At 72.7% G+C, this 18,125-nt stretch carries 17 protein-coding genes; 10 read left to right on the top strand and 7 right to left on the bottom strand.

What is annotated here, in order from left to right:
* Positions 1–27: 27 nt before the first annotated feature.
* On the bottom strand, positions 28–1,026 hold the full coding sequence (locus tag ATL40_RS02745; protein WP_098468206.1) for a hypothetical protein: 999 nt from the start codon (positions 1,024–1,026) through the stop codon (positions 28–30).
* Between the two features lie 120 nt (positions 1,027–1,146).
* Between ATL40_RS02745 and ATL40_RS02750 the strand changes: the two genes are divergently transcribed.
* From ATL40_RS02750 to ATL40_RS02760, 3 genes are all read left to right on the top strand, one after another.
* On the top strand, positions 1,147–1,599 hold the full coding sequence (locus ATL40_RS02750; protein ID WP_098468207.1) for a DUF3817 domain-containing protein: 453 nt from the start codon (positions 1,147–1,149) through the stop codon (positions 1,597–1,599).
* Between the two features lie 77 nt (positions 1,600–1,676).
* Complete coding sequence (gene guaA, locus ATL40_RS02755) at positions 1,677–3,266, top strand: glutamine-hydrolyzing GMP synthase (protein WP_098468208.1); 1,590 nt, start codon at positions 1,677–1,679, stop codon at positions 3,264–3,266.
* A 37-nt stretch (positions 3,267–3,303) separates the two neighbouring features.
* Complete coding sequence (locus ATL40_RS02760) at positions 3,304–4,515, top strand: glycosyltransferase family 4 protein (RefSeq protein WP_098468209.1); 1,212 nt, start codon at positions 3,304–3,306, stop codon at positions 4,513–4,515.
* Between the two features lie 58 nt (positions 4,516–4,573).
* On the opposite strand, the gene ATL40_RS02765 is transcribed toward ATL40_RS02760, so the two are convergent.
* On the bottom strand, positions 4,574–4,786 hold the full coding sequence (locus ATL40_RS02765) for a hypothetical protein (protein WP_098468210.1): 213 nt from the start codon (positions 4,784–4,786) through the stop codon (positions 4,574–4,576).
* Positions 4,783–6,342, bottom strand: coding sequence for a PspC domain-containing protein (locus ATL40_RS02770; RefSeq protein WP_169925860.1), 1,560 nt, complete (start codon positions 6,340–6,342; stop codon positions 4,783–4,785). The genes ATL40_RS02765 and ATL40_RS02770 overlap by 4 nt, the downstream gene beginning before the upstream one ends.
* A gap of 125 nt (positions 6,343–6,467) precedes the next feature.
* Between ATL40_RS02770 and ATL40_RS02775 the strand changes: the two genes are divergently transcribed.
* From ATL40_RS02775 to ATL40_RS02790, 4 genes are all read left to right on the top strand, one after another.
* Positions 6,468–7,853: an ATP-binding protein gene (locus ATL40_RS02775; protein WP_098468212.1), complete on the top strand. Its 1,386-nt coding sequence runs from the start codon at positions 6,468–6,470 to the stop codon at positions 7,851–7,853.
* Positions 7,850–8,578, top strand: a complete 729-nt coding sequence (locus tag ATL40_RS02780; RefSeq protein WP_098468213.1) for a LuxR C-terminal-related transcriptional regulator — start codon at positions 7,850–7,852, stop codon at positions 8,576–8,578. The genes ATL40_RS02775 and ATL40_RS02780 overlap by 4 nt, the downstream gene beginning before the upstream one ends.
* 26 nt (positions 8,579–8,604) lie before the next feature.
* Complete coding sequence (locus ATL40_RS02785) at positions 8,605–8,949, top strand: hypothetical protein (RefSeq protein ID WP_098468214.1); 345 nt, start codon at positions 8,605–8,607, stop codon at positions 8,947–8,949.
* A 66-nt stretch (positions 8,950–9,015) separates the two neighbouring features.
* Positions 9,016–9,498, top strand: coding sequence for a DUF456 domain-containing protein (locus tag ATL40_RS02790; protein WP_098468215.1), 483 nt, complete (start codon positions 9,016–9,018; stop codon positions 9,496–9,498).
* Positions 9,499–9,576: 78 nt separating this feature from the next.
* On the opposite strand, the gene ATL40_RS02795 is transcribed toward ATL40_RS02790, so the two are convergent.
* Positions 9,577–10,725: an ABC transporter permease gene (locus ATL40_RS02795; protein ID WP_098468216.1), complete on the bottom strand. Its 1,149-nt coding sequence runs from the start codon at positions 10,723–10,725 to the stop codon at positions 9,577–9,579.
* Positions 10,725–11,636 (bottom strand): ABC transporter ATP-binding protein, encoded by a 912-nt coding sequence (locus ATL40_RS02800; protein WP_098468217.1) that lies wholly within the window; start codon positions 11,634–11,636, stop codon positions 10,725–10,727. Before ATL40_RS02800 ends, ATL40_RS02795 begins: the two co-directional genes overlap by 1 nt.
* A 482-nt stretch (positions 11,637–12,118) precedes the next feature.
* Here ATL40_RS02800 and ATL40_RS02805 point away from each other — a divergent pair, with 482 nt between their 5' ends.
* Together ATL40_RS02805 and ATL40_RS02810 are read left to right on the top strand one after the other, a co-directional pair.
* Positions 12,119–12,607 (top strand): MarR family winged helix-turn-helix transcriptional regulator, encoded by a 489-nt coding sequence (locus ATL40_RS02805; RefSeq protein WP_245866623.1) that lies wholly within the window; start codon positions 12,119–12,121, stop codon positions 12,605–12,607.
* Positions 12,608–12,618: 11 nt separating this feature from the next.
* On the top strand, positions 12,619–13,041 hold the full coding sequence (locus tag ATL40_RS02810; RefSeq protein WP_098468219.1) for an organic hydroperoxide resistance protein: 423 nt from the start codon (positions 12,619–12,621) through the stop codon (positions 13,039–13,041).
* A gap of 193 nt (positions 13,042–13,234) precedes the next feature.
* On the opposite strand, the gene aceB is transcribed toward ATL40_RS02810, so the two are convergent.
* The gene (gene aceB, locus ATL40_RS02815; RefSeq protein WP_425443344.1) at positions 13,235–14,860 is read right to left on the bottom strand and encodes a malate synthase A; all 1,626 of its coding nucleotides are present in this window, start codon (positions 14,858–14,860) and stop codon (positions 13,235–13,237) included.
* A gap of 36 nt (positions 14,861–14,896) precedes the next feature.
* Complete coding sequence (gene aceA, locus ATL40_RS02820) at positions 14,897–16,255, bottom strand: isocitrate lyase (protein ID WP_098468220.1); 1,359 nt, start codon at positions 16,253–16,255, stop codon at positions 14,897–14,899.
* Between the two features lie 248 nt (positions 16,256–16,503).
* On the opposite strand from aceA, the gene ATL40_RS02825 reads away from it, so the two are divergent.
* On the top strand, positions 16,504–18,063 hold the full coding sequence (locus ATL40_RS02825; protein WP_098468221.1) for a helix-turn-helix domain-containing protein: 1,560 nt from the start codon (positions 16,504–16,506) through the stop codon (positions 18,061–18,063).
* Positions 18,064–18,125 lie beyond the last annotated feature (62 nt).

An 18,125-nucleotide genomic window follows, 5' to 3' on the forward strand; every position in this document is an offset into this window, starting at 1 on the left:
ACGCCTGTGGGGAGCAAGGCGGGGCTCTTAGCCGACCGCCCGCATCAAGGCCTCGTCGGCCGCAAGCCATTCGGCCTGCACCGTGCGGGTCCACTCCCGGATGGCGGCCGCGATCCGCTCCTCTGAGCCGCCGGTCCCGGACTCACCCAGGGCTTCGGTGACCGCGGCCGCGAGCAGGGCATCTGCGGCCTCGCGTTCCTCGGCGATCCCGGCCCGCGCGGCGGCCACGGCTTCACGGGACTGGGAGTCCACGGCGTCCAGGTACGCATCCCCGGCTGCCGCGAGCGCGGAGTCCCCTTCGGCGCGTGCCGCGCACACCGGCGCCAGCGCGTCCGTGGGGCACCACTCCGCCAGGAGTTGGGCACGTTCGCGGTGCGGCGTGACGAACACGGCCTCGAGGTCGCCTCGCAGCGCGGGCCACGCGCTCGTGTCCTGCGGGAGGCAACCCTCCTCGGCCTCGGTGCACGCGGTGAGGGACTCGGTCAGGGAGGTCACCGCCGTGTCCTGCTGCGCCATGATCTGCGCGAGGGCGGGATAGCCGCCGCAGAATCGCGCCACCTGCTTGGCCGCGTCCGCGATGGCCGCGGCGTACTCCTGCGCGGCGGACTGAGCCTGCCCAGGGCGGACCCGGAGTTGGGCCGCCCCGGGGAAGTCCTCGTCGAGGTCGTCCGGAACCTCGGGAGCCTCGCCCAGCGTCGTCCACGCGCTCTCCACGGTGTCGGCGTACTCGCTGACCCTCGCGCACTCCTCCTGGATCCCCGCCACGGTCTCGGCACTCTCGTCCGCGGTGCCCGTCACCATGGCGAGCGTGACCACCCCCGGGCTCAGCAGCGCCAGGACGGAGTCCTCGTAGGCGCGCACCGCCTCGGCGCTCGTGGCGTACAGCTCCTGCTGGCGCTCGGCCTCGGCCCGCTGTTGGAACCAGCGCACCCCGAAGACCGCGGCCACGCCGAGGACGACGATCAGCAGGAGGGCGACGACGGTGGCGATGCGGCGTCGGCGATACATCGCGGCGGTGGGGGGCACGCGCCAACTTTCCCACGGACTGCTCACCTGCGCACGGCACACGCACACCGGTCCAGATGCGTGAACGAGCGGTCCGCACGCGGTGAGAGGATGGAGGGGAACCGTGATGGAAGGCTGGACATGTCGCACCCCTCCGCGCCCGACGGCGCATCCGCGCAGACCCCCCATGACGCCGAGCCCACGTCCCCGGCCGGCGGCCCGGGGGTGCGGTGGAATCCGCTCACGAGCGCGGCCTTCGGTCGCTACCGGGTGATGGCGTTCGTGACCGGGTCATTCCTGCTGCTGCTGTGCGTGGAGATGCTGTTGAAGTACGTGCTGCAGGTCAACGGGCCAGATCAGGCCGTGCTCGGCGACTGGATCGCGATCATCCACGGCTGGATCTACGTGGTCTACGCCGTCACGTGCTTGCAGGTGTGGTCCAAGGCGCGGTGGGGTCTGGGTCGCCTGGCTGCGATGATCGCCGGCGGCGTGGTGCCGGTGATGTCCTTCATCGTGGAGGCGCGGGCCGCGCGCTGGCCCGTGGGTCGCACCGGCCGGCCCGTCGAGCATGCCGCCGACCGCAGCCGCCACTGAGCCGGTCCGCCCCCTCCGCAGCCGTGTGAGGCGACCGCGAGTGGGTCTCCCCGGTCGCTCCGCCTAGAGTGGAGCCCGTGACGTCTCCCACCCCGAGCCTCGCCGCGACACCCGCGCCCGTCCTGGTCGTGGACTTCGGCGCCCAGTACGCCCAACTCATCGCTCGCCGTGTGCGCGAGGCGGCCGTGTACTCCGAGATCGTGCCGCACACCATGCCGGTGTCCGCGATGCTCGCGAAGAAGCCCGCGGCCATCATCCTGTCCGGCGGCCCCTCCTCGGTGTACGCCGAGGGCGCACCCGCCGTGGACCCGGCCCTGTTCGAGGCAGGGGTTCCGGTGCTCGGCATCTGCTATGGCTTCCAGGCCATGGCTGCGGCGCTGGGCGGCGAGGTCGCCCGGACCGGGCTGCGCGAGTACGGCGGCACCGACGTGGAGGTGTGCGAGGCGGGGGTCCTGCTCGCCGGCACACCCGAGCAGCAGAACACGTGGATGAGCCACGGCGACGCGGTGCGCACCGCACCCGAGGGCTTCACCGTGCTCGCCACCTCCGAGGGCGCCCCCGTGGCGGCGTTCGAGGACACCGGCCGCCGCCTGTTCGGGGTGCAGTGGCACCCCGAGGTGAAGCATTCCGAGCACGGCCAGCGGGTGCTGGAGCACTTCCTGTACGACGGCGCGGGCCTGGCTCCCACCTGGACCCCCGGCAACGTGGTGGCCGAGCAGGTGGCCGCGATCCGCGCCCAGGTGGGCGACGCCCGGGTGATCTGCGGCCTGTCCGGCGGCGTGGACTCCTCCGTGGCCGCGGCCCTGGTGAACAAGGCGGTGGGGGACCAGCTCACCTGCGTGTTCGTGGACCACGGGCTGCTGCGCAGCGGTGAGGCCGAGCAGGTGGAGCAGGACTTCGTGGCCTCCACCGGGGTGAACCTCGTGGTGGTGGACGCCGCCGAGCGGTTCCTCGCGGCGCTCGCGGGCGTGAGCGACCCGGAGACCAAGCGCAAGATCATCGGCCGGGAGTTCATCCGGGTCTTCGAGGACGCGGCGCGGGACGTCGTCGCGGCCGCCGGCGCGCACGGCGAGGACGTGAAGTTCCTCGTGCAGGGCACCCTCTACCCGGACGTGGTGGAGTCCGGGGGCGGTGAGGGCGCCGCGAACATCAAGAGCCACCACAACGTGGGCGGCCTGCCCGACGACCTGCAGTTCGACCTCGTGGAGCCGCTGCGCACCCTGTTCAAGGACGAGGTGCGCGCCGTCGGCCTCGAGCTCGGGGTGCCCGAGGCGATCGTGTGGCGCCAGCCGTTCCCGGGCCCCGGACTGGGGATCCGGATCGTGGGTGAGGTCACCCACGAGCGGCTGGAGACGCTGCGCGCCGCCGACCTGATCGCCCGCGAGGAACTCACCGCGGCGGGCCTGGATCGCGAGATCTGGCAGTGCCCGGTGGTGCTGCTCGCCGATGTGCGCTCCGTGGGCGTGCAGGGCGACGGGCGCACCTACGGCCACCCGGTGGTGCTGCGCCCGGTCTCCAGTGAGGACGCGATGACCGCGGACTGGACCCGCGTCCCCTACGAGGTGCTCGCCCGGATCTCCACGCGCATCACGAACGAGGTCGCGGAGGTCAACCGCGTGACCCTCGACGTGACGAGCAAGCCCCCCGGCACCATCGAGTGGGAGTGACACTCGCCGGGCAGTGACCACGAATGGGAGTGACCGCATGAGGATCGTGCACGTCTCGGACTGCTTCGCGCCGCGGGTGGGAGGGATCGAGACGCAGGTCGGTGACCTCGCCGCGCATCAGGTCGCGGCCGGTCATGAGGTGCATGTGCTGACCGCCACCGCGGAGGGCGACGGCGCAGCGCCGCCGCCCCTGGCGCCCGGCGGCGCCCCCGTGCACACCGCCTGGGGCGAGCGGGAGGAACTGGCGAGCGGCGTCGTCGTGCACCGCATCACCTCCCGGGTCACCCGCGGCCTGCCGGTCACGGTCAACGGCTCCTCCCGCATCGCCACCGCGCTGCGCGAGTTGCGCCCCGATGTGGTGCACGTGCAGGCCGGGATGGTCTCCCCGTTCGCCTACCAGGGCGCGAGCGTGGCGCGACGGCTGCGTCTGCCGCTCGCGATCACCTGGCACTGCATGTTGGACGGGATCCGCACCCCGCTGCACTGGGGGGCGCGGGCGACCGGCTGGAACGCCGGGACGGCGGCGCTCTCCGCCGTCAGCGAGGTCGCCGCGAGCCGGGTGCGGGCCGTGTTCGGCGACGGCGCGCACGAGGTCGGGATCCTGCCGAACGGGATCGAGGTGGCCACCTGGGCGCCGCCCGCCGGCTCCCACGAGATCACGGGTGCGGCGCAGTCGAGTGAGGGCGGCCTGCCGCTGCGAGTGGTCTCCACCCAGCGCGTGGCGCCCCGCAAGCGCACCGGCGTGATCGTGGACGTCGCCGAGGAGGTGAGCCGGCGGCTCGGCCCGGACGCGGTGCACTTCACGATCGCCGGCGGCGGCCCCGAACTCGCCGACACCCGCCACCAGGTGGAGCGGCGGGGGCTGAGCGGCCAGGTGGACCTGCTGGGCCGGGTGCCCCGCGAGGACCTGCCCGCGCTGTACCGGGAGCGGGACGTGTTCCTCTCGCCCTCGCGTCTGGAGGCGTTCGGGATCGCGGCACTGGAGGGGCGCACCGCGGGCCTGGCGGTGGTGGCGCTGGAGGGCACCGGCATCACCACGTTCGTGCGCCACGGCGAGGAGGGCCTGATCGCAGCGGACGATCACGGACTGGCCGAGGCGATCGTGCAGCTCGCGCAGGACCGCGCGCTGCTCGGCCGGATCCGCGAGCACAACGCGTCCGTGCCGCCGCGCACCGACTGGGCCGATGTGGTGGCCGCCGCGGCGGGGGAGTACGAACGCGCCGCGCACGTGGCCGCGCGCACCCGCTGACCCACCCTCCGCGAGGTGGTTCTGCAGGCACTGCGAGGTGGTTCTGCAGGCACAGCGCTCAGCGGGTGCTGCGCCGCCGCGCCCGGATCCCCGAGAGCACCGCGGTCAGGAGCAGCAGCCCGCCGAGGCCGGCGACCACCACGATCGCGGTCAGCCCCAGGTCGAGCGTGACTCCCGCGGCGGCCAGGAGCACCACCACGCCCGCGGCCAGCACCAGCAGGCTCCACACCAGGGCCCCGGGGCGCGGGCTGTCGTCGTACTGCTGGTTCATTCCTCTACTCCGATCACACGGACCACACCGGCACCGAGGGTGAGGTCGATCTGGATCTGCGGCGCGGCGCCCTCGGCGACGCCGGCGGTCTGCTCGGTCACGGACAGGCTGGTGCCCGAACGCGTGCTCTGGCCCTCGCCCACCTCCCAGCGCACCTCACCGGCCCTCACCTCCGCGTCGATGCGGACGTCGGCCTCGGCGGGGACGAGGATCGCCACGTCGCCCAGGGAGACGTCCACCGGCACGGTCAGGGACGCAGCGGCCCCGGAATCCAGCGCCGCGGACGAGGGCAGCGGTACCTGCGTGAGGTCCAGCGTCAGGTCGCCCACATTGAACGCCACGCCCTCCTCGGCCTCGGCGATCGTGGCGGGGACCACGGCGGCGGAGCCGTAGGTCTCCCCGTCCACCCAGCCGGTGGTCGTGAAGAACGTTCCGCCGGCCGCGCTCGATCCCGCCACGAGTCCGATGATCGCAAGGAACGTCAACAGTCCCACGCGGCGTCCGCGCAGCGCGGTCACGATCAACCCGAGGGCCACGATGACCAGCGATCCGCCGAGGAACACCAGCTCCGGGTGCAGGAGCGCCCCGACCCGGCCCGCCAGGAGGGTGAACGCGGCCAGGAGCAGGATTCCACCCAGGACGCTGGCGATCACCGCTGTCCCCGGGCCGCGGCGCACCGGGCGTGCCGGGCGCGGCGTCGTGGCAACGGGCTGGGGCGGGGTGTAGCCGTGCCAGCTCGGTGGGGCACCGCCGTCGCTGCCGTCGCCCGCACCTGCGGGTGCGTCCTGGGCGTCCAGGATCGGCGCGGGCGCCTCGGGGGAGCCCCAGCCGCCGGCGGTCTGTCCTGATGCCGCACTCGTCGTCGCCCCCGGCTCGGCCGGAGGTGCCTGCGGAGCGGCGGGTTCCGTGGAACCCGCTGTGCCCGACGGTGCAGCCTCCCGCGGCGGTGCGCTCGCCGGGTGCGCGGCCCGCCAGGCGTCCCGGCGCCTGCGGTGGGCGACGATCGCCCAGATCACGATGCCGATGAGCACCAGGCGCCAGAAGACGCTGAAGCCGTCCTCCCCGGTTCCCAGCCCCCACAGGCCGAACGGGCCGAGGGTCCCGGCGGGCCCGAGGCCGAGGAGCGTGAAGATGACGATGCCGACGTAGGCGGTGTCTCCGCGTCCCTTGAGGGCCTCCTCGGCGTGGATGCGGCCGTCGGGCTCGGGCAGCAGCGCCCAGCACACGGCGTAGGCGAGGAACCCGATGCCGCCGATGAGGCTGGCCGCCACGAACAGCCCGCGCACCAGCAGCGGGTCCCAGCCCCACCGCGCGGCAAGGCCGCCGGCGACGCCGCCGAACCAGCGCTGCGCGCTGCGGGGGGTTTGCAGCGCGCGCAGGTAGGCCCAGAAGGCGGCGCCGCCGCGCGGCTGCTCACCGGGACCGACCCCCGGGCCGCTCCCGCCGCCGCTTCCGGGGGCGGTGGTGGGCGTGGGGCCGGGAGTGGAACGACCGGTCGGTGCAGCGGAGTCGTCACCGGGCGTGTGGCCCGGGGTCGGGGACGTGGGAGTGGACATGGCTCCAGCCTGCTCTCCCTCGCCCCGCGGGACCATCAGGGAGTCCCCTGAGATCGCCCCGGAGATCGGCCCGGATCGGACCTGCGGGCGTTCCCTCGGTGGCCCCGGCGTGGAACGATCGGGTCGTGTCCAGCACCGCGGCCTCCGGCACGGGCGGTGGCGCCGAACCCGGCGCACCGACCCGGCCGCCCCTGCTGCGCCCGAAGCGCGGACGTTGGGTGGGCGGCGTGGCCACGGGGATCGCCCTGCACCTGCGGGTGCGGGTCACCTTCGTGCGCCTGGCGTTCCTGGCGGCCACCCTCGCCGGCGGGATGGGCGTGGTCGCCTACGTCTTCTGGTGGTTCACGATCCCGGCGGGGGATCCCACCGATCCGCGCACCGCCACCCCGCCGGCGTGGCGGCGCCTGGCCAAGCCGCTGGAGGAGCCGGGCGGTGAGGAGTCCGGCACCCGATTCGATCCGCTGCGCACCTCCACCGTCGTCATCGCCCTGAGCCTGCTCGCCGTGGCGGCGCTGCTGCTGGTGGACCGCCTGGGCGGGAACAACGGCTGGCTGATCCCGGCGCTGCTGCTGGTGGTCGCGGTCGCGCTGGTGTGGGGGCAATGGGCCTCCTCCCGGCAGGCCGGTTCCCCACAGGGCGCCCACAACGGTGCCCAGAACGGCGCCCCCGAGGGCCGGGGGCTGCGGGTCATCCGCCTGGTGGGCGGGGTGGCGATCGCCGCCATCGCCATCGTGCTCTTCGTAGGCCAGGACGCGCAGCCGACCGTGGTGCTGCAGTCGGCACTCGCCGCGATCGCGGTGCTGGCCGGGGTCGCTCTCGTGCTCGCGCCCTGGTGGCTGGGCATGGTCCGGGCGCTGGCCGACGAGCGCGCCGCCCGCGAGCGGGAATCCGAGCGGGCCGACATCGCCGCCCACCTGCACGACTCGGTGCTGCAGACCTTGTCCATCATCCGCGCCCGCTCCAGTGACCCCGAGGTGGTGCGCCTGGCCCGCGCCCAGGAGCGCGACCTGCGGCAGTGGCTGTACGAGGACCGCAGCCCCGCCGCCACCTCGGTGGCCGCGCAGGTCAAGGAGATGGTCGCCGAGGTCGAGGACACCCGCACCCACGCGGACGGCAGCCCCGCCGACATCGAGGCGGTCGTGGTGGGTGATGCGGTCCCGACGGAGGAGACCACCGCCCTGCTGCGCGCCATGCGCGAGGCCCTGCTCAACGCCGTCGCGCACGGCCGGCCGCCGGTGAGCGTGTACGTGGAGGCCGACCCCACCGCCGTGGAGGCTGTCGTCCGCGATCACGGGGACGGATTCGACCTGGCGGCGATCCCGGAGGACCGGTTCGGCGTACGGGAGTCCATCCTGGGGCGGGTGCGGCGGCGCGCGGGCAAGGCGACGATCACCACGCTGGCCGACGGCGGCACCGAGGTGCACCTCGAGATGCCGCTGGACCCCTCCGGTGGCGCGGATCCGGGCTCGCAGACCAGCCCGGAGGAGAACGAGCGAACGGAGCAGTCATGACCACCCCAGCGAACCTCCCCGGTGACGGGCCCGACGGCGCAGCCCAGGTTCGGTCGGACGCCGCACCCGTGCCGGTGGTGCTGGTGGACGACCACGCGGTCTTCCGCGCCGGGGTGCGCGCCAGCCTGGACGGCCGGGTGCGGATCGTGGGGGAGGCGGGGGACGTCCCCTCCGCCGTCGCCGTGGTGCACGAGGCGCGCCCCGCCGTCGTCCTGCTCGATGTGCACCTGCCCGGTGGCAGCGGGGGTGGGGGCGCGGAGGTGGCCCGGGCCTGCGCCGACCTGGCGCCCGGCACCCGGTTCCTCGCGCTGTCGGTCTCCGACGCCGCGGAGGACGTGGTGGCCGTGATCCGTGCCGGGGCCCGCGGCTACGTGACGAAGTCGATCGCCCCGGACGCCCTGGTGGATGCCGTGCTGCGCGTGGCCGGCGGCGATGCGGTGTTCTCCCCGCGCCTGGCCGGGTTCGTGCTCGACGCGTTCGGCGCGGTCGGCGCGGCCGGGAGCGCTGAGCAGGCCGAGCACGACGACGAACTGGACCGCCTGACCGCCCGGGAACGGGAGGTGATGCGGCTGATCGCCCGCGGACGTTCCTACCGGGAGGTCGCCTCGGAACTGTTCATCTCCATCAAGACCGTGGAGACCCACGTCTCGGCGGTGCTGCGCAAGCTGCAACTCTCCTCCCGCCACGAACTCACGCGCTGGGCCGCGCAGCGTCGCCTGCTGTGAGGGTGTGGTGACGTAGGGTCATCACCATGGACGTTGCCATCGGGATTCTTGTCGCCATCCACATGATCGGCTGGGCCATCGTGCTCGGCGGCTCGCTGGTGTCGGTGCGCGAGCCGAAGATCCCCCTGGGGATGCTGCACGGTGCGCTCACCGCGCTGATCGCCGGCGCCTTCGCGGCGTTCCTGGCCATCGCCGCGAGCGACGGCGGCGGTCCGGACCACATCAAGCTCGCGGTGAAGTTCATGATCGCGCTGGTCATCACCGGCCTGGTCTGGTGGGGCGGGCGCCGCGAGAAGGTGGAGCGCAGCTTCGTCATCCTCATCGCGGCCCTCACGGTGGTGAACATCTTCATCGCCGTGCTCTGGCGCTGATCACATCGCGAGGTGGTTCTGCCGCCACCGCGAGGTGGTTCTGCAGCCCTGAGGGGGCGCTGACCGATGCCGTGGTGGGGTGACCTGCTCGTCGCGCTGGCGATCGCCGTCGGGCTGCTCGGCTCGGTGCTGCAGGTCCTGCCCGGCTCCACCCTGGTGGGGACCGCGGTGGCGATCTGGGGCCTCGTCACGGGCGGCACCCTGGGCTGGACGACGGCGATCATCGCCCTGGTCCTCACGGCCCTGGCCTGGGTGATGGGGTACGTCGTGGCCGGCCGGTACCTGCGCAAGCGGCAGGTCCCCGGGCGCACCATGCTCGTGGGTGGCCTCCTGGGCATCGTCGGCTTCTTCGTGATCCCCGTCATCGGGCTCTTCGTGGGCTTCGTGCTCGGTGTCTACGCGATGGAGCGGATCCGGCTCGGGGCTCACCAACACGCCTGGCGCGCCACCCTCGCCGCGATCAAGGCCAGCGGCCTGACGATCCTCGTGGAGCTCTCCTTCGCCCTGCTGATCGCGGGCACCTGGGTCGTGGCGCTGATCCTGAGGTGACACCGCTCGGGAGGTGACCCCGCAGACAGCGCGACGGCGCCGCCCGGGGTGGGCGACGCCGTCGGGAATGAGGGTGGCTCAGGTGCGCTTGAGCGCCTCCCGCAGGGGGACTCGCGAGCCCATCTTGAGCAGCGAGTTCTCGTACATCCGAGCGGCCACCAGCGAGACCAGCCACGCGGTCACCACGAGGATCGCCAGCGAGATCAGCGGCTCCCACCAGGCCGCATCCCCGAAGAACAGCCGCAGCGGCATTCCCACGGGGGCGCTGAACGGCACGTAGGACAGGATCGTCATCACGAGGGGGTTGTCGGCGAAGAACACCACCCCGAAGTAGGGCAGGAGCACGAGCATCATCGCGGGCTGCATGACCGTGCCGGTGTCCTCCTGGCGGGAGACCAGCGCGCCGGCGGCCGCGAAGACCGAGGCGATCAGCACGAACCCCACGAGGAAGAACAGCACGAACCAGAGCATCGGGGCGGTGAGCATCGCCAGCAACTCCCCCTGCCCGGTGACGGCCAGACCCAGGGCGGCCGTGGCGGCCATCGCTGCGGCGGTGCTGACGCCGATCACCCAGTTGCCGAGGATCTTCCCGGCCAGCAGCACCCGGGCGGGGACCGCGGCGAGCAGGATCTCCACCACGCGCGACTGCTTCTCCTGCACCGTGTTCTGCACGATCATCGTGCCCGAGCCGAGCGCGGTGATCATGAATGCCAACCCGAAGCCGATGCCGACGACGGCGCGAAGGCCCGGGTTCCCCGTGGGCGGCTCGAGCAGTTCGATCTCGGGTTGCACGGTCAGGGTGCCGACCACGCCGCCGGGAACCTCCTCCAGGCCCAGCACCGTGACACCGGCGGGGGAGTCATCCGCCAGGACGACGGCGTCGACCTCACCCGAGCGCAGCAACTCCTCGGCCTCGGCGCGGCTGGCGACCTCGCGCACGTCCAGGGTGGAGGCGGAGACCGTCTCGCTGGTGCCGACCAGGGCGACCGTGTCCGTGGCCTCCTCGTCGCCGCCCCCGCCCAGCACGGAGCTGAGGATGATGCCGCCCAGGATGAGCAGCAGTGTGATCGCGGTGGAGATCAGGAACGCCTTGGAGCGCACCTGGCTGGTGATCTCCCGTTCGGCGACCAGGCCGATCGCGGCCGTGGTGGAGACGGCACTCGCGCCCGTGGTGGGCGTGCCGCCGGGGGTGCCCGCGGGCGTGCGTGTGGGTGTCACGGTGCTCATCAGGCTGCCTCGTTCTCGTTGCGGGTGTGATCCACGACGATGTCGCGGAAGATCTCCCCGAGCGTGGGACGCACGGGGCGGAAGGTGCGCAGGCCGCCGCGTTCGACGGCGCCGCGCGCCACGGCCTGGGCGGCGTTCTCGCCCGCCGTGAAGGTGACGAGGTTGCCGGCGAGTTCGCTCACGCTCACACCCGGCACGGTGCGCACCCAACCGGCGTCGGCCAGCGCGTCCAGTTCCCAGCGGCTGCCGGAGTAGCGCTCGCGCAGGTCCTCGCGGGTGCCGGCGGCACGGATCTCGCCGCCGGCGATGATGACGAGGTCGTCGCACAGCCGCTCCACCACGTCGAGCTGGTGGGAGGAGAACAGCACCGGGATGCCGCGGGCGGCATGCTCGGAGATCACCGCGAGCACCTCGTCCACCGCGAGGGGGTCGAGGCCGGAGAACGGCTCGTCCATCACCAGCACATCGGGGTCGTGGACCAGCGAGGCCGCGACCTGGACGCGCTGCTGGTTGCCGAGGGAGAGGGCGTCGAGCTTGTCCCTGCGGCGCTCACCGAGGCCGAGGCGGTCCAGCAGGGCGTCGGCGCGCTTGGTGGCGGCGCCGCGGTCGATGCCGTGCAGGCGTGCGAGGTAGGTGAGTTGCTCGGCGATCTCCATCTTGGGGTAGAGGCCGCGTTCCTCCGGCATGTACCCGAAGCTGCGCAGGGCGTCACCGTCCACCGGGCGACCGTCCAGGGCGACCTCGCCGGCGTCCGCCCCGAGCACGCCCAAGATGATGCGCATGGCGGTGGTCTTCCCGGCGCCGTTGCCTCCGACGAATCCGGTCAACCGGCCCCGGGCGACGTCGAAGCTGACGTCGTGCAGGGCGCGGCGGCTGCCGTAGGACTTGCTGATGTGCCGGAGCGTGAGCATCGCGGCTCCTTCCGCTGGACGGGTGGTGATGACTCCACCGTAGGAACTCCCGGGGTTCGGCGCCTCGGCCTCGCGGCGGATTGTGGTTCCTCCATCGGGAGGGGGAGGCCGGGCGCTTGGGTGGGCTGCGCCGTCGGGTGGGCTGGGCGCTCGGTGGGCTGCGCCGTCGGGTGGGCTGCGCCGTCGGGTGGGCTGGGCGCTCGGTGGGCTGCGCCGTCGGGCGGGGTGGCTGCTCCCTTCGCGCACGGCGGATCGCCTTCGCGCACGGCGGTTGCGTGACGGCGCGTCGGCCGGCCCGGCGCGTTCCCGCAGGCCAGCGAGCTGCGCCCGGCGGCGAGGTCTCGCGTATCCGCCGCGCGCGAGGACGATCCGCCGCCAGCGAAGGGTCGGCGCGGCGTGGAGAGCTCGGCCCGAGGCACGCCGGAGCTCCGGGTCCGCCGTTATGGTTGTGCGCAACCTATATGCCGCGTACGGTGGCGGGCGTGGCCGCAGCCCTGGACGATCTCGTCTGCTTCGCGATGTACGGGGCGAGCCATGCCACGACCCAGGCCTACCGCGCGCTGTTGCGGCCGTGGGGCTTGACCTATCCGCAGTACCTCGTGCTCGTGGTGCTGTGGCGGGTGGGGGAGTGCCCGGTGCGGCGGCTGGAGGAGGAGACTGGACTGGACTCCGGCACGCTCTCCCCATTGCTGCGTCGGCTGCGAGACCGTGGGCTGATTGCTCGCCGGCCCAACCCCGAGGATGCCCGCTCCGTGCTGATCGCCCTCACTCCCGAGGCGGAGGAGATCCGCGAGCACATGACCGGGGTCGGCGAAGAAGTCGGGCGGCACATGGGCATCGGTGAGGTCGAGGCGCGCGAGCTCATCTCGCGGTTGCGGCTGCTGACCGAGGCGATGACTGCCGTCGCCGAGGCCCCACGGCCCGCGACGAGCGCCCCACACACGTCCGCGGCCCCCGCCGCGGAGAACTGAGAGGAGACCACATGGACATCGTCTACACCGCAGAGGCGCTCGCCACGGGCGCCGGCCGCAACGGCCACACCCGCAGCAGCGACGGGCGGATCGACCTCGACCTCGCCGTGCCCACGGCCATGGGCGGCAGCGGGGAGGGCGCCAATCCGGAGCAGCTCTTCGCCGCCGGGTACGCCGCGTGCTTCCACTCGGCGCTGCAGCTCGTGGCGCGCAACCAGAAGGTCGACGTCGAGGGCTCCTCTGTCGGCGCCCGGGTGGGCATCGGCCCCAACGGCGCCGGCGGGTTCGGCCTGGACGTGACCCTCGAGGTCGTCATCCCGGGGGTTGAGCACGAGGTGGCGCAGGGCCTGGCGGACGCCGCCCACCAGGTCTGCCCCTACTCCAACGCCACCCGCGGCAACATCGAGGTGCACCTCGATGTCACCGAGGACTGATCCGCGAGGTCGTTGCGTCACCGTTCGTGATCATCCGGCACCATCTCGCATGACGACGGCGCCCGCCCCGGGTAGGGGCGGGCGCCGTGGTCTGTGCGCACCTCTTGTGGAGGCCGGACCCGTGAGGGGGACAGAACTGCCTCGCGGTGGGGACAGAACTGCCTCGCGGTGGGGACAGAACCGCCTCGCGGGCCTACAGGTAGTTGGCGTAGGCCGGCAGGGTGAGGAACGTCGGGAGGGTTTCTCCGAACGCCACCTCACGGACCAGGTCGATCGCGTCGTCGATCCGGTCGCCCTCACCGCGCGGGAGCTGCCCGGCCACCTCGGTGAGCACCTCCTCCAGGTAGGGCAGGTCGATCCGGTGACCCTCCGCCGTCGCCCGCTCCTGGGTGCGCCACTGCCACAGCTGGGCCCGGGCGATCTCCGCCGTCGCGGCGTCCTCCATGAGGTTGTCCAGCGCGGCCGCCCCGGTGCCCCGCAGCCAGGAGTCCAGGTAGCGGATGGCCACGGAGATGTTCTGCCGCACCCCGGCGTCGGTGATCTCCCCGGGGCAGTCCAGGTTCAGCAGGTCCGCCTGCGTCACCTGGACATCGGGGCGCTGCCGGCCGATCTGGTTGGGCGCCCAGCCGAGCACCTCGTCGAACTCCGCGCGGGCGGTCTCGATCAGCCCCGGGTGCGCCACCCAGGTGCCATCGAACCCGTCGGTGGCCTCGCGGCGCTTGTCCGCGGCGACCGCCTCCAGGGCCCGCTCGGTGATCTCGGGGTCCCGGCGCGAGGGGATGAAGGCGCTCATCCCCCCGATGGCCATTGCGCCCCGCTTGTGGCAGGTGGCCACCAGCAGCTCGGTGTAGGCCCGCATGAACGGCACGGTCATCGTGAGGTTCGACCGGTCCGGCAGCACCCACCGGCCGCCGCGGGTGCGGAACGCCTTGATGATGGAGAACAGGTAGTCCCACCGTCCCGCGTTCAGCCCCGAGATGTGATCGCGCAGCTCGTACAGGATCTCCTCCATGCAGAACGCGGCCTGGATGGTCTCGATCAGCACGGTGGCGCGGATCGTGCCGTGCTCCAGGCCCAGGTGGTCCTCGGTGAAGGTGAACACCTGGTCCCACAGCCGTGCCTCGGCCGCCGACTCCAGCTTCGGCAGGTAGAAGTACGGCCCGCGACCGGCCGCGATCAGCGCCCGGGAGTTGTGGAAGGCGTACAGCGCGAAGTCGACCAGTGACCCGGAGGCCAGGCGGGCATCACCCTCCCGGTTCCACAGCCGCACGTGCTTCTCCACCAGGTGCCAGCCGCGCGGACGCATCACGATCGTCGGGGTCTCCGTGGCCGTGACGGCGTAGTGCTTGCCCTCGGGGGAGGTGTAGGTGAGGGTGCCGCGGATCCCCTCGCGCAGTGAGCGCTGCCCGCCGATCACGTTCTGCCAGGTGGGGCTCGTGGCGTCCTCCTGGTCGGCGAGCCACACGTTCGCCCCGGAGTTCAGGGCGTTGATCGCCATCTTGGGGTCGGTGGGGCCGGTGATCTCCACGCGGCGGTCCTCCAGGCCGGGGGCCGGCGGCGCCACCTGCCAGCTCGGGTCCTCCCGGATCCAGGCCGTCTCGGGGTCGAACCGCGGGTCGCGGCCGTTGTCGACCTCGGTGCGGCGGCGCTGCCGCTCGGAGAGGATCGCGTCGCGTTCGCAGGCGAACTTCTCGTGCAGGGCGGCGATGAAGTCCAGCGCCTCGGGGGTGAGCAGGTCCTCGGCGTGGTCGTCGTGGAGGATCTCCACGCGGGTGATCCAGCTCGTCGGGGTGGTGGTGCGGTCCATCATGATGGTCATGGCGGGAGTCCTTCCCAGTGTCTGCGTCGCCGAGGCTCAGTGCTGCAGCTGCGGCGAGCTCTCGGGCGTGTGGTCGGTGTGGAACTGCTCGGACTCGGTGGAGCCGACGAGGGCGAGGGTCTCGCTGGTGGGGTTGAGGGCGGTGGCCACCTGGTCGAAGTAGCCGGTGCCGACCTCGCGCTGGTGACGTGTGGCGGTGTAGCCGTGGGCCTCGGAGGCGAACTCCGCCTCCTGCAGCTCCACGTAGGCGGACATCTGCCGCTCCTGGTAGTCCCGTGCCAGCTCGAACATCGAGTGGTTCAGGGCGTGGAAGCCGGCGAGGGTGATGAACTGGAACGTGTAACCCATCGCGGCCAGCTCGCGCTGGAACGCGGCGATCTGGTCATCGTCCAGGTGCTGCTTCCAGTTGAAGGACGGCGAGCAGTTGTAGGCCAGGCGCTTACCGGGGAAGCGGGCGTGGATCGCCTCGGCGAATCGGCGCGCCAGGTCCAGGTCCGGGGTCGCGGACTCCACCCAGAGCATGTCGGCGTACTCCGCGTACGCCAGGCCGCGGGCGATGACCGGTTCGAGCCCGTTCGCCACCTTGTAGAAGCCCTCCGCGGTGCGCTCGCCCGTCACGAACGGGGCGTCGCGCTCGTCGTGGTCGCTAGTGAGCAGGGTGGCGGCCAGCGCATCGGTGCGGGCGATGACGATGGTGGGGGTGCCCGCCACGTCCGCCGCGAGCCGCGCGGCGTTCAGGGTGCGGATGTGCTGACTGGTGGGGACGAGGACCTTGCCGCCCATGTGCCCGCACTTCTTCTCCGAGGCGAGCTGGTCCTCCCAGTGCACGCCCGCGGCGCCGGCCTCGATCATGCCGTGCATGAGCTCGTAGGCGTTCAGCGGGCCGCCGAACCCGGCCTCGGCATCCGCCACGATCGGGGCCATCCAGTCGGTGATGGTGCCCTGGGTGCCCTCGATCTGCCCGGCGCGCAGCAGCGCGTTGTTGATGCGGCGCACGACGGCGGGCACGGAGTTGGCGGGGTAGAGGGACTGGTCGGGGTAGGTCTGACCGGACAGGTTGGCATCCGCCGCGACCTGCCACCCCGAGAGGTAGATCGCCTGGAGGCCGGCGCGGACCTGCTGCACGGCCTGGTTGCCCGTCAGGGCACCCAGCGCCCGGGTCCAGGTGGGCTCCGCGGCGGGTTCCAGCGCCGTGCCGGTGTTCTCGGTGATCTGCTCCCACAGGCGCTGCGCACCACGGGCGGCCAGGGTGCGCTCCTCCCGGACCGGGCCGCGCAGGTCGATGACCTGCTGGGCGGTGTAGTCGCGACGCACGCCCTCCCAGCGGGGGTCGACGCGCCACTCGAGCTCGAGCTGCTCGGCGGTCTGCTGCTGGTCACCGGTGCGGATGGTCATGGTCTCTCTCCTCCTTGAGCGGTGCTGCCGGGGGTGGCTGCGTGCTTCCACTCTGGGGGAGCCGGGCGGCGGTGCCCGACGGATCCGGGAGGGAAGGTTCGCCGGAATCTGCGCCGGTGGAAGGAAGGGGAAACTTCACACCTGGTCTGCCTGTCGGGCCGCTCCAGGGGCAGAAGGGGCTGAAATGCCCCGGCACGACGGCGAAAGTTCCGATGGCCAGAAGGGATCCCTCGTGTGATGCTGGTCACATGACGGCTCACCCCCGCGCGGACCGCGGAAGTTCTGCGCACGACCACCCCTCATCACGCCGACCCGCGGGCCGGCCGCGCGGCCTCGGCGAGCCCCGCCCGAGCGAGCGCCCCGCCGTGGCGGCTGACGACGCCGTGGTGGACGCCCTCACGCTCGGCGCCCGGATCCGGGACCGCCGCCAGCGCGCCGGGATGACCCTGAGCGGCCTGGCCGAGGCCGTGGATCGCGCACCCTCGCAGATCTCCGCGATCGAGAACGGCAAGCGCGAGCCGCGACTGACGCTCCTCGCGGCGATCGCCCGCGCGGTGGGCACCAGCGTGGAGGACCTGATGCGCACCGACGCGCCCAATGCCCGCGCGCGGCTCGAGATCGAGGTGGAGCGCGCGCAGCGCGGCGGGGTGTTCACCTCCCTCGGCCTCGAGCCGTTCCGGATCTCCAAGGGCACGAGCGATGAGGTGCTCACCGCGCTGCTGGCCCTGCACGACGAGATCCTCCACCTGCACTCCGAACGCGCCGCGACCCCGGAGGAGGCGCGCCGCGCGAACGCGGTGCTGCGCTGGGAGATGCGCGAGGCGGACAACTACCTGCCCGCGATGGAGGCCACGGCGGGAGAGCTGCTGGACGCCGTCGGGCACGCCGGGGGCCCGGTGAGTCACCAGATGGTGGCCGACATCGCCACGCGCCTCGGCTACACGCTGCACTACGTGGGCGACCTGCCGCACTCCACCCGCTCGGTGACCGACGCCAAGCACCGCCGCATCTACCTGCCCACCGACGGCGCCACCGCACGCGACTCCCGCTCCCCGATCCTGCAGGCGCTCGCGGGCCGGGTGCTCGGTCACGCCGAGCCGCGCAGTTACGCGGAGTTCCTGCGCCAGCGGGTGGAGACGAACTACCTCACGGCCGCGGTGCTGCTGCCGCAGAAGGTGACCGTGCCCTACCTGCGGGAGGCCAAGCAGGCGCGGCGGATCTCCATGGAGGAATTGCGCGACCACTTCGCGGTCTCCTACGAGACCGCGGCGCACCGCTTCACCAACCTCGCCACGACCCAACTGGACCTGCGGGTGCACTTCATGAAGGTGCACGAGTCGGGCACGGTCATCAAGGCCTACGAGAACGACCGGGTGCGCTTCCCCTCCGATGCGCTCGGCGCGGTCGAGGGCACCACCGTGTGCCGGAACTGGACGGCGCGCACCGTGTTCGACGTCGCCGACCGCTTCAGCCCCTGGTACCAGTACACCGACACACCCTCCGGCACGTTCTGGTGTACCTCGCGGGTGGAGAAGGCCAAGGAGGGGGAGTACTCGGTCTCCGTGGGGGTGCCCTTCGAGGAGGTCAAATGGTTCCGTGGCCGCGAGACCACGCACCGCGCGACCTCCCGGTGCCCGGATGAGTCCTGCTGCCGGCGCCCGCCGGAGGCGCTGGCGGCGCGTTGGTCGGACGCCGCCTGGCCCTCGGTGCGCACCCCCACCAGCCTGCTCGCGGCGCTGCCCACCGGATCCTTCCCCGGCGTGGACACCACCGAGGTGTACGAGTTCCTGGAGTCCCACGCGCCCTGAGAGTAGCGCGTGCGGGCGTGAGCGACGACGACGTGCGCGAGATGGTGCGCCCGGGGTCGTCG

The sequence above is a fragment of the Serinibacter salmoneus genome, from assembly GCF_002563925.1.
In the GTDB taxonomy this organism is placed as follows: domain Bacteria; phylum Actinomycetota; class Actinomycetes; order Actinomycetales; family Beutenbergiaceae; genus Serinibacter; species Serinibacter salmoneus.

Excerpts from the sequence above, each read along its gene's own strand:
- ATL40_RS02785 (WP_098468214.1), top strand. The coding sequence starts at position 8,605 with ATGGACGTTGCCATCGGGATTCTTGTCGCCATCCACATGATCGGCTGG.
- aceA (WP_098468220.1), bottom strand. The coding sequence starts at position 16,255 with ATGACCATCCGCACCGGTGACCAGCAGCAGACCGCCGAGCAGCTCGAG.
- ATL40_RS02780 (WP_098468213.1), top strand. The coding sequence starts at position 7,850 with ATGACCACCCCAGCGAACCTCCCCGGTGACGGGCCCGACGGCGCAGCC.
- ATL40_RS02760 (WP_098468209.1), top strand. The coding sequence starts at position 3,304 with ATGAGGATCGTGCACGTCTCGGACTGCTTCGCGCCGCGGGTGGGAGGG.
- ATL40_RS02810 (WP_098468219.1), top strand. The coding sequence starts at position 12,619 with ATGGACATCGTCTACACCGCAGAGGCGCTCGCCACGGGCGCCGGCCGC.
- ATL40_RS02800 (WP_098468217.1), bottom strand. The coding sequence starts at position 11,636 with ATGCTCACGCTCCGGCACATCAGCAAGTCCTACGGCAGCCGCCGCGCC.
- ATL40_RS02825 (WP_098468221.1), top strand. The coding sequence starts at position 16,504 with ATGACGGCTCACCCCCGCGCGGACCGCGGAAGTTCTGCGCACGACCAC.
- aceB (WP_425443344.1), bottom strand. The coding sequence starts at position 14,860 with ATGACCATCATGATGGACCGCACCACCACCCCGACGAGCTGGATCACC.
- ATL40_RS02765 (WP_098468210.1), bottom strand. The coding sequence starts at position 4,786 with ATGAACCAGCAGTACGACGACAGCCCGCGCCCCGGGGCCCTGGTGTGG.
- ATL40_RS02770 (WP_169925860.1), bottom strand. The coding sequence starts at position 6,342 with ATGTCCACTCCCACGTCCCCGACCCCGGGCCACACGCCCGGTGACGAC.
- ATL40_RS02750 (WP_098468207.1), top strand. The coding sequence starts at position 1,147 with ATGTCGCACCCCTCCGCGCCCGACGGCGCATCCGCGCAGACCCCCCAT.
- ATL40_RS02790 (WP_098468215.1), top strand. The coding sequence starts at position 9,016 with ATGCCGTGGTGGGGTGACCTGCTCGTCGCGCTGGCGATCGCCGTCGGG.
- ATL40_RS02795 (WP_098468216.1), bottom strand. The coding sequence starts at position 10,725 with ATGAGCACCGTGACACCCACACGCACGCCCGCGGGCACCCCCGGCGGC.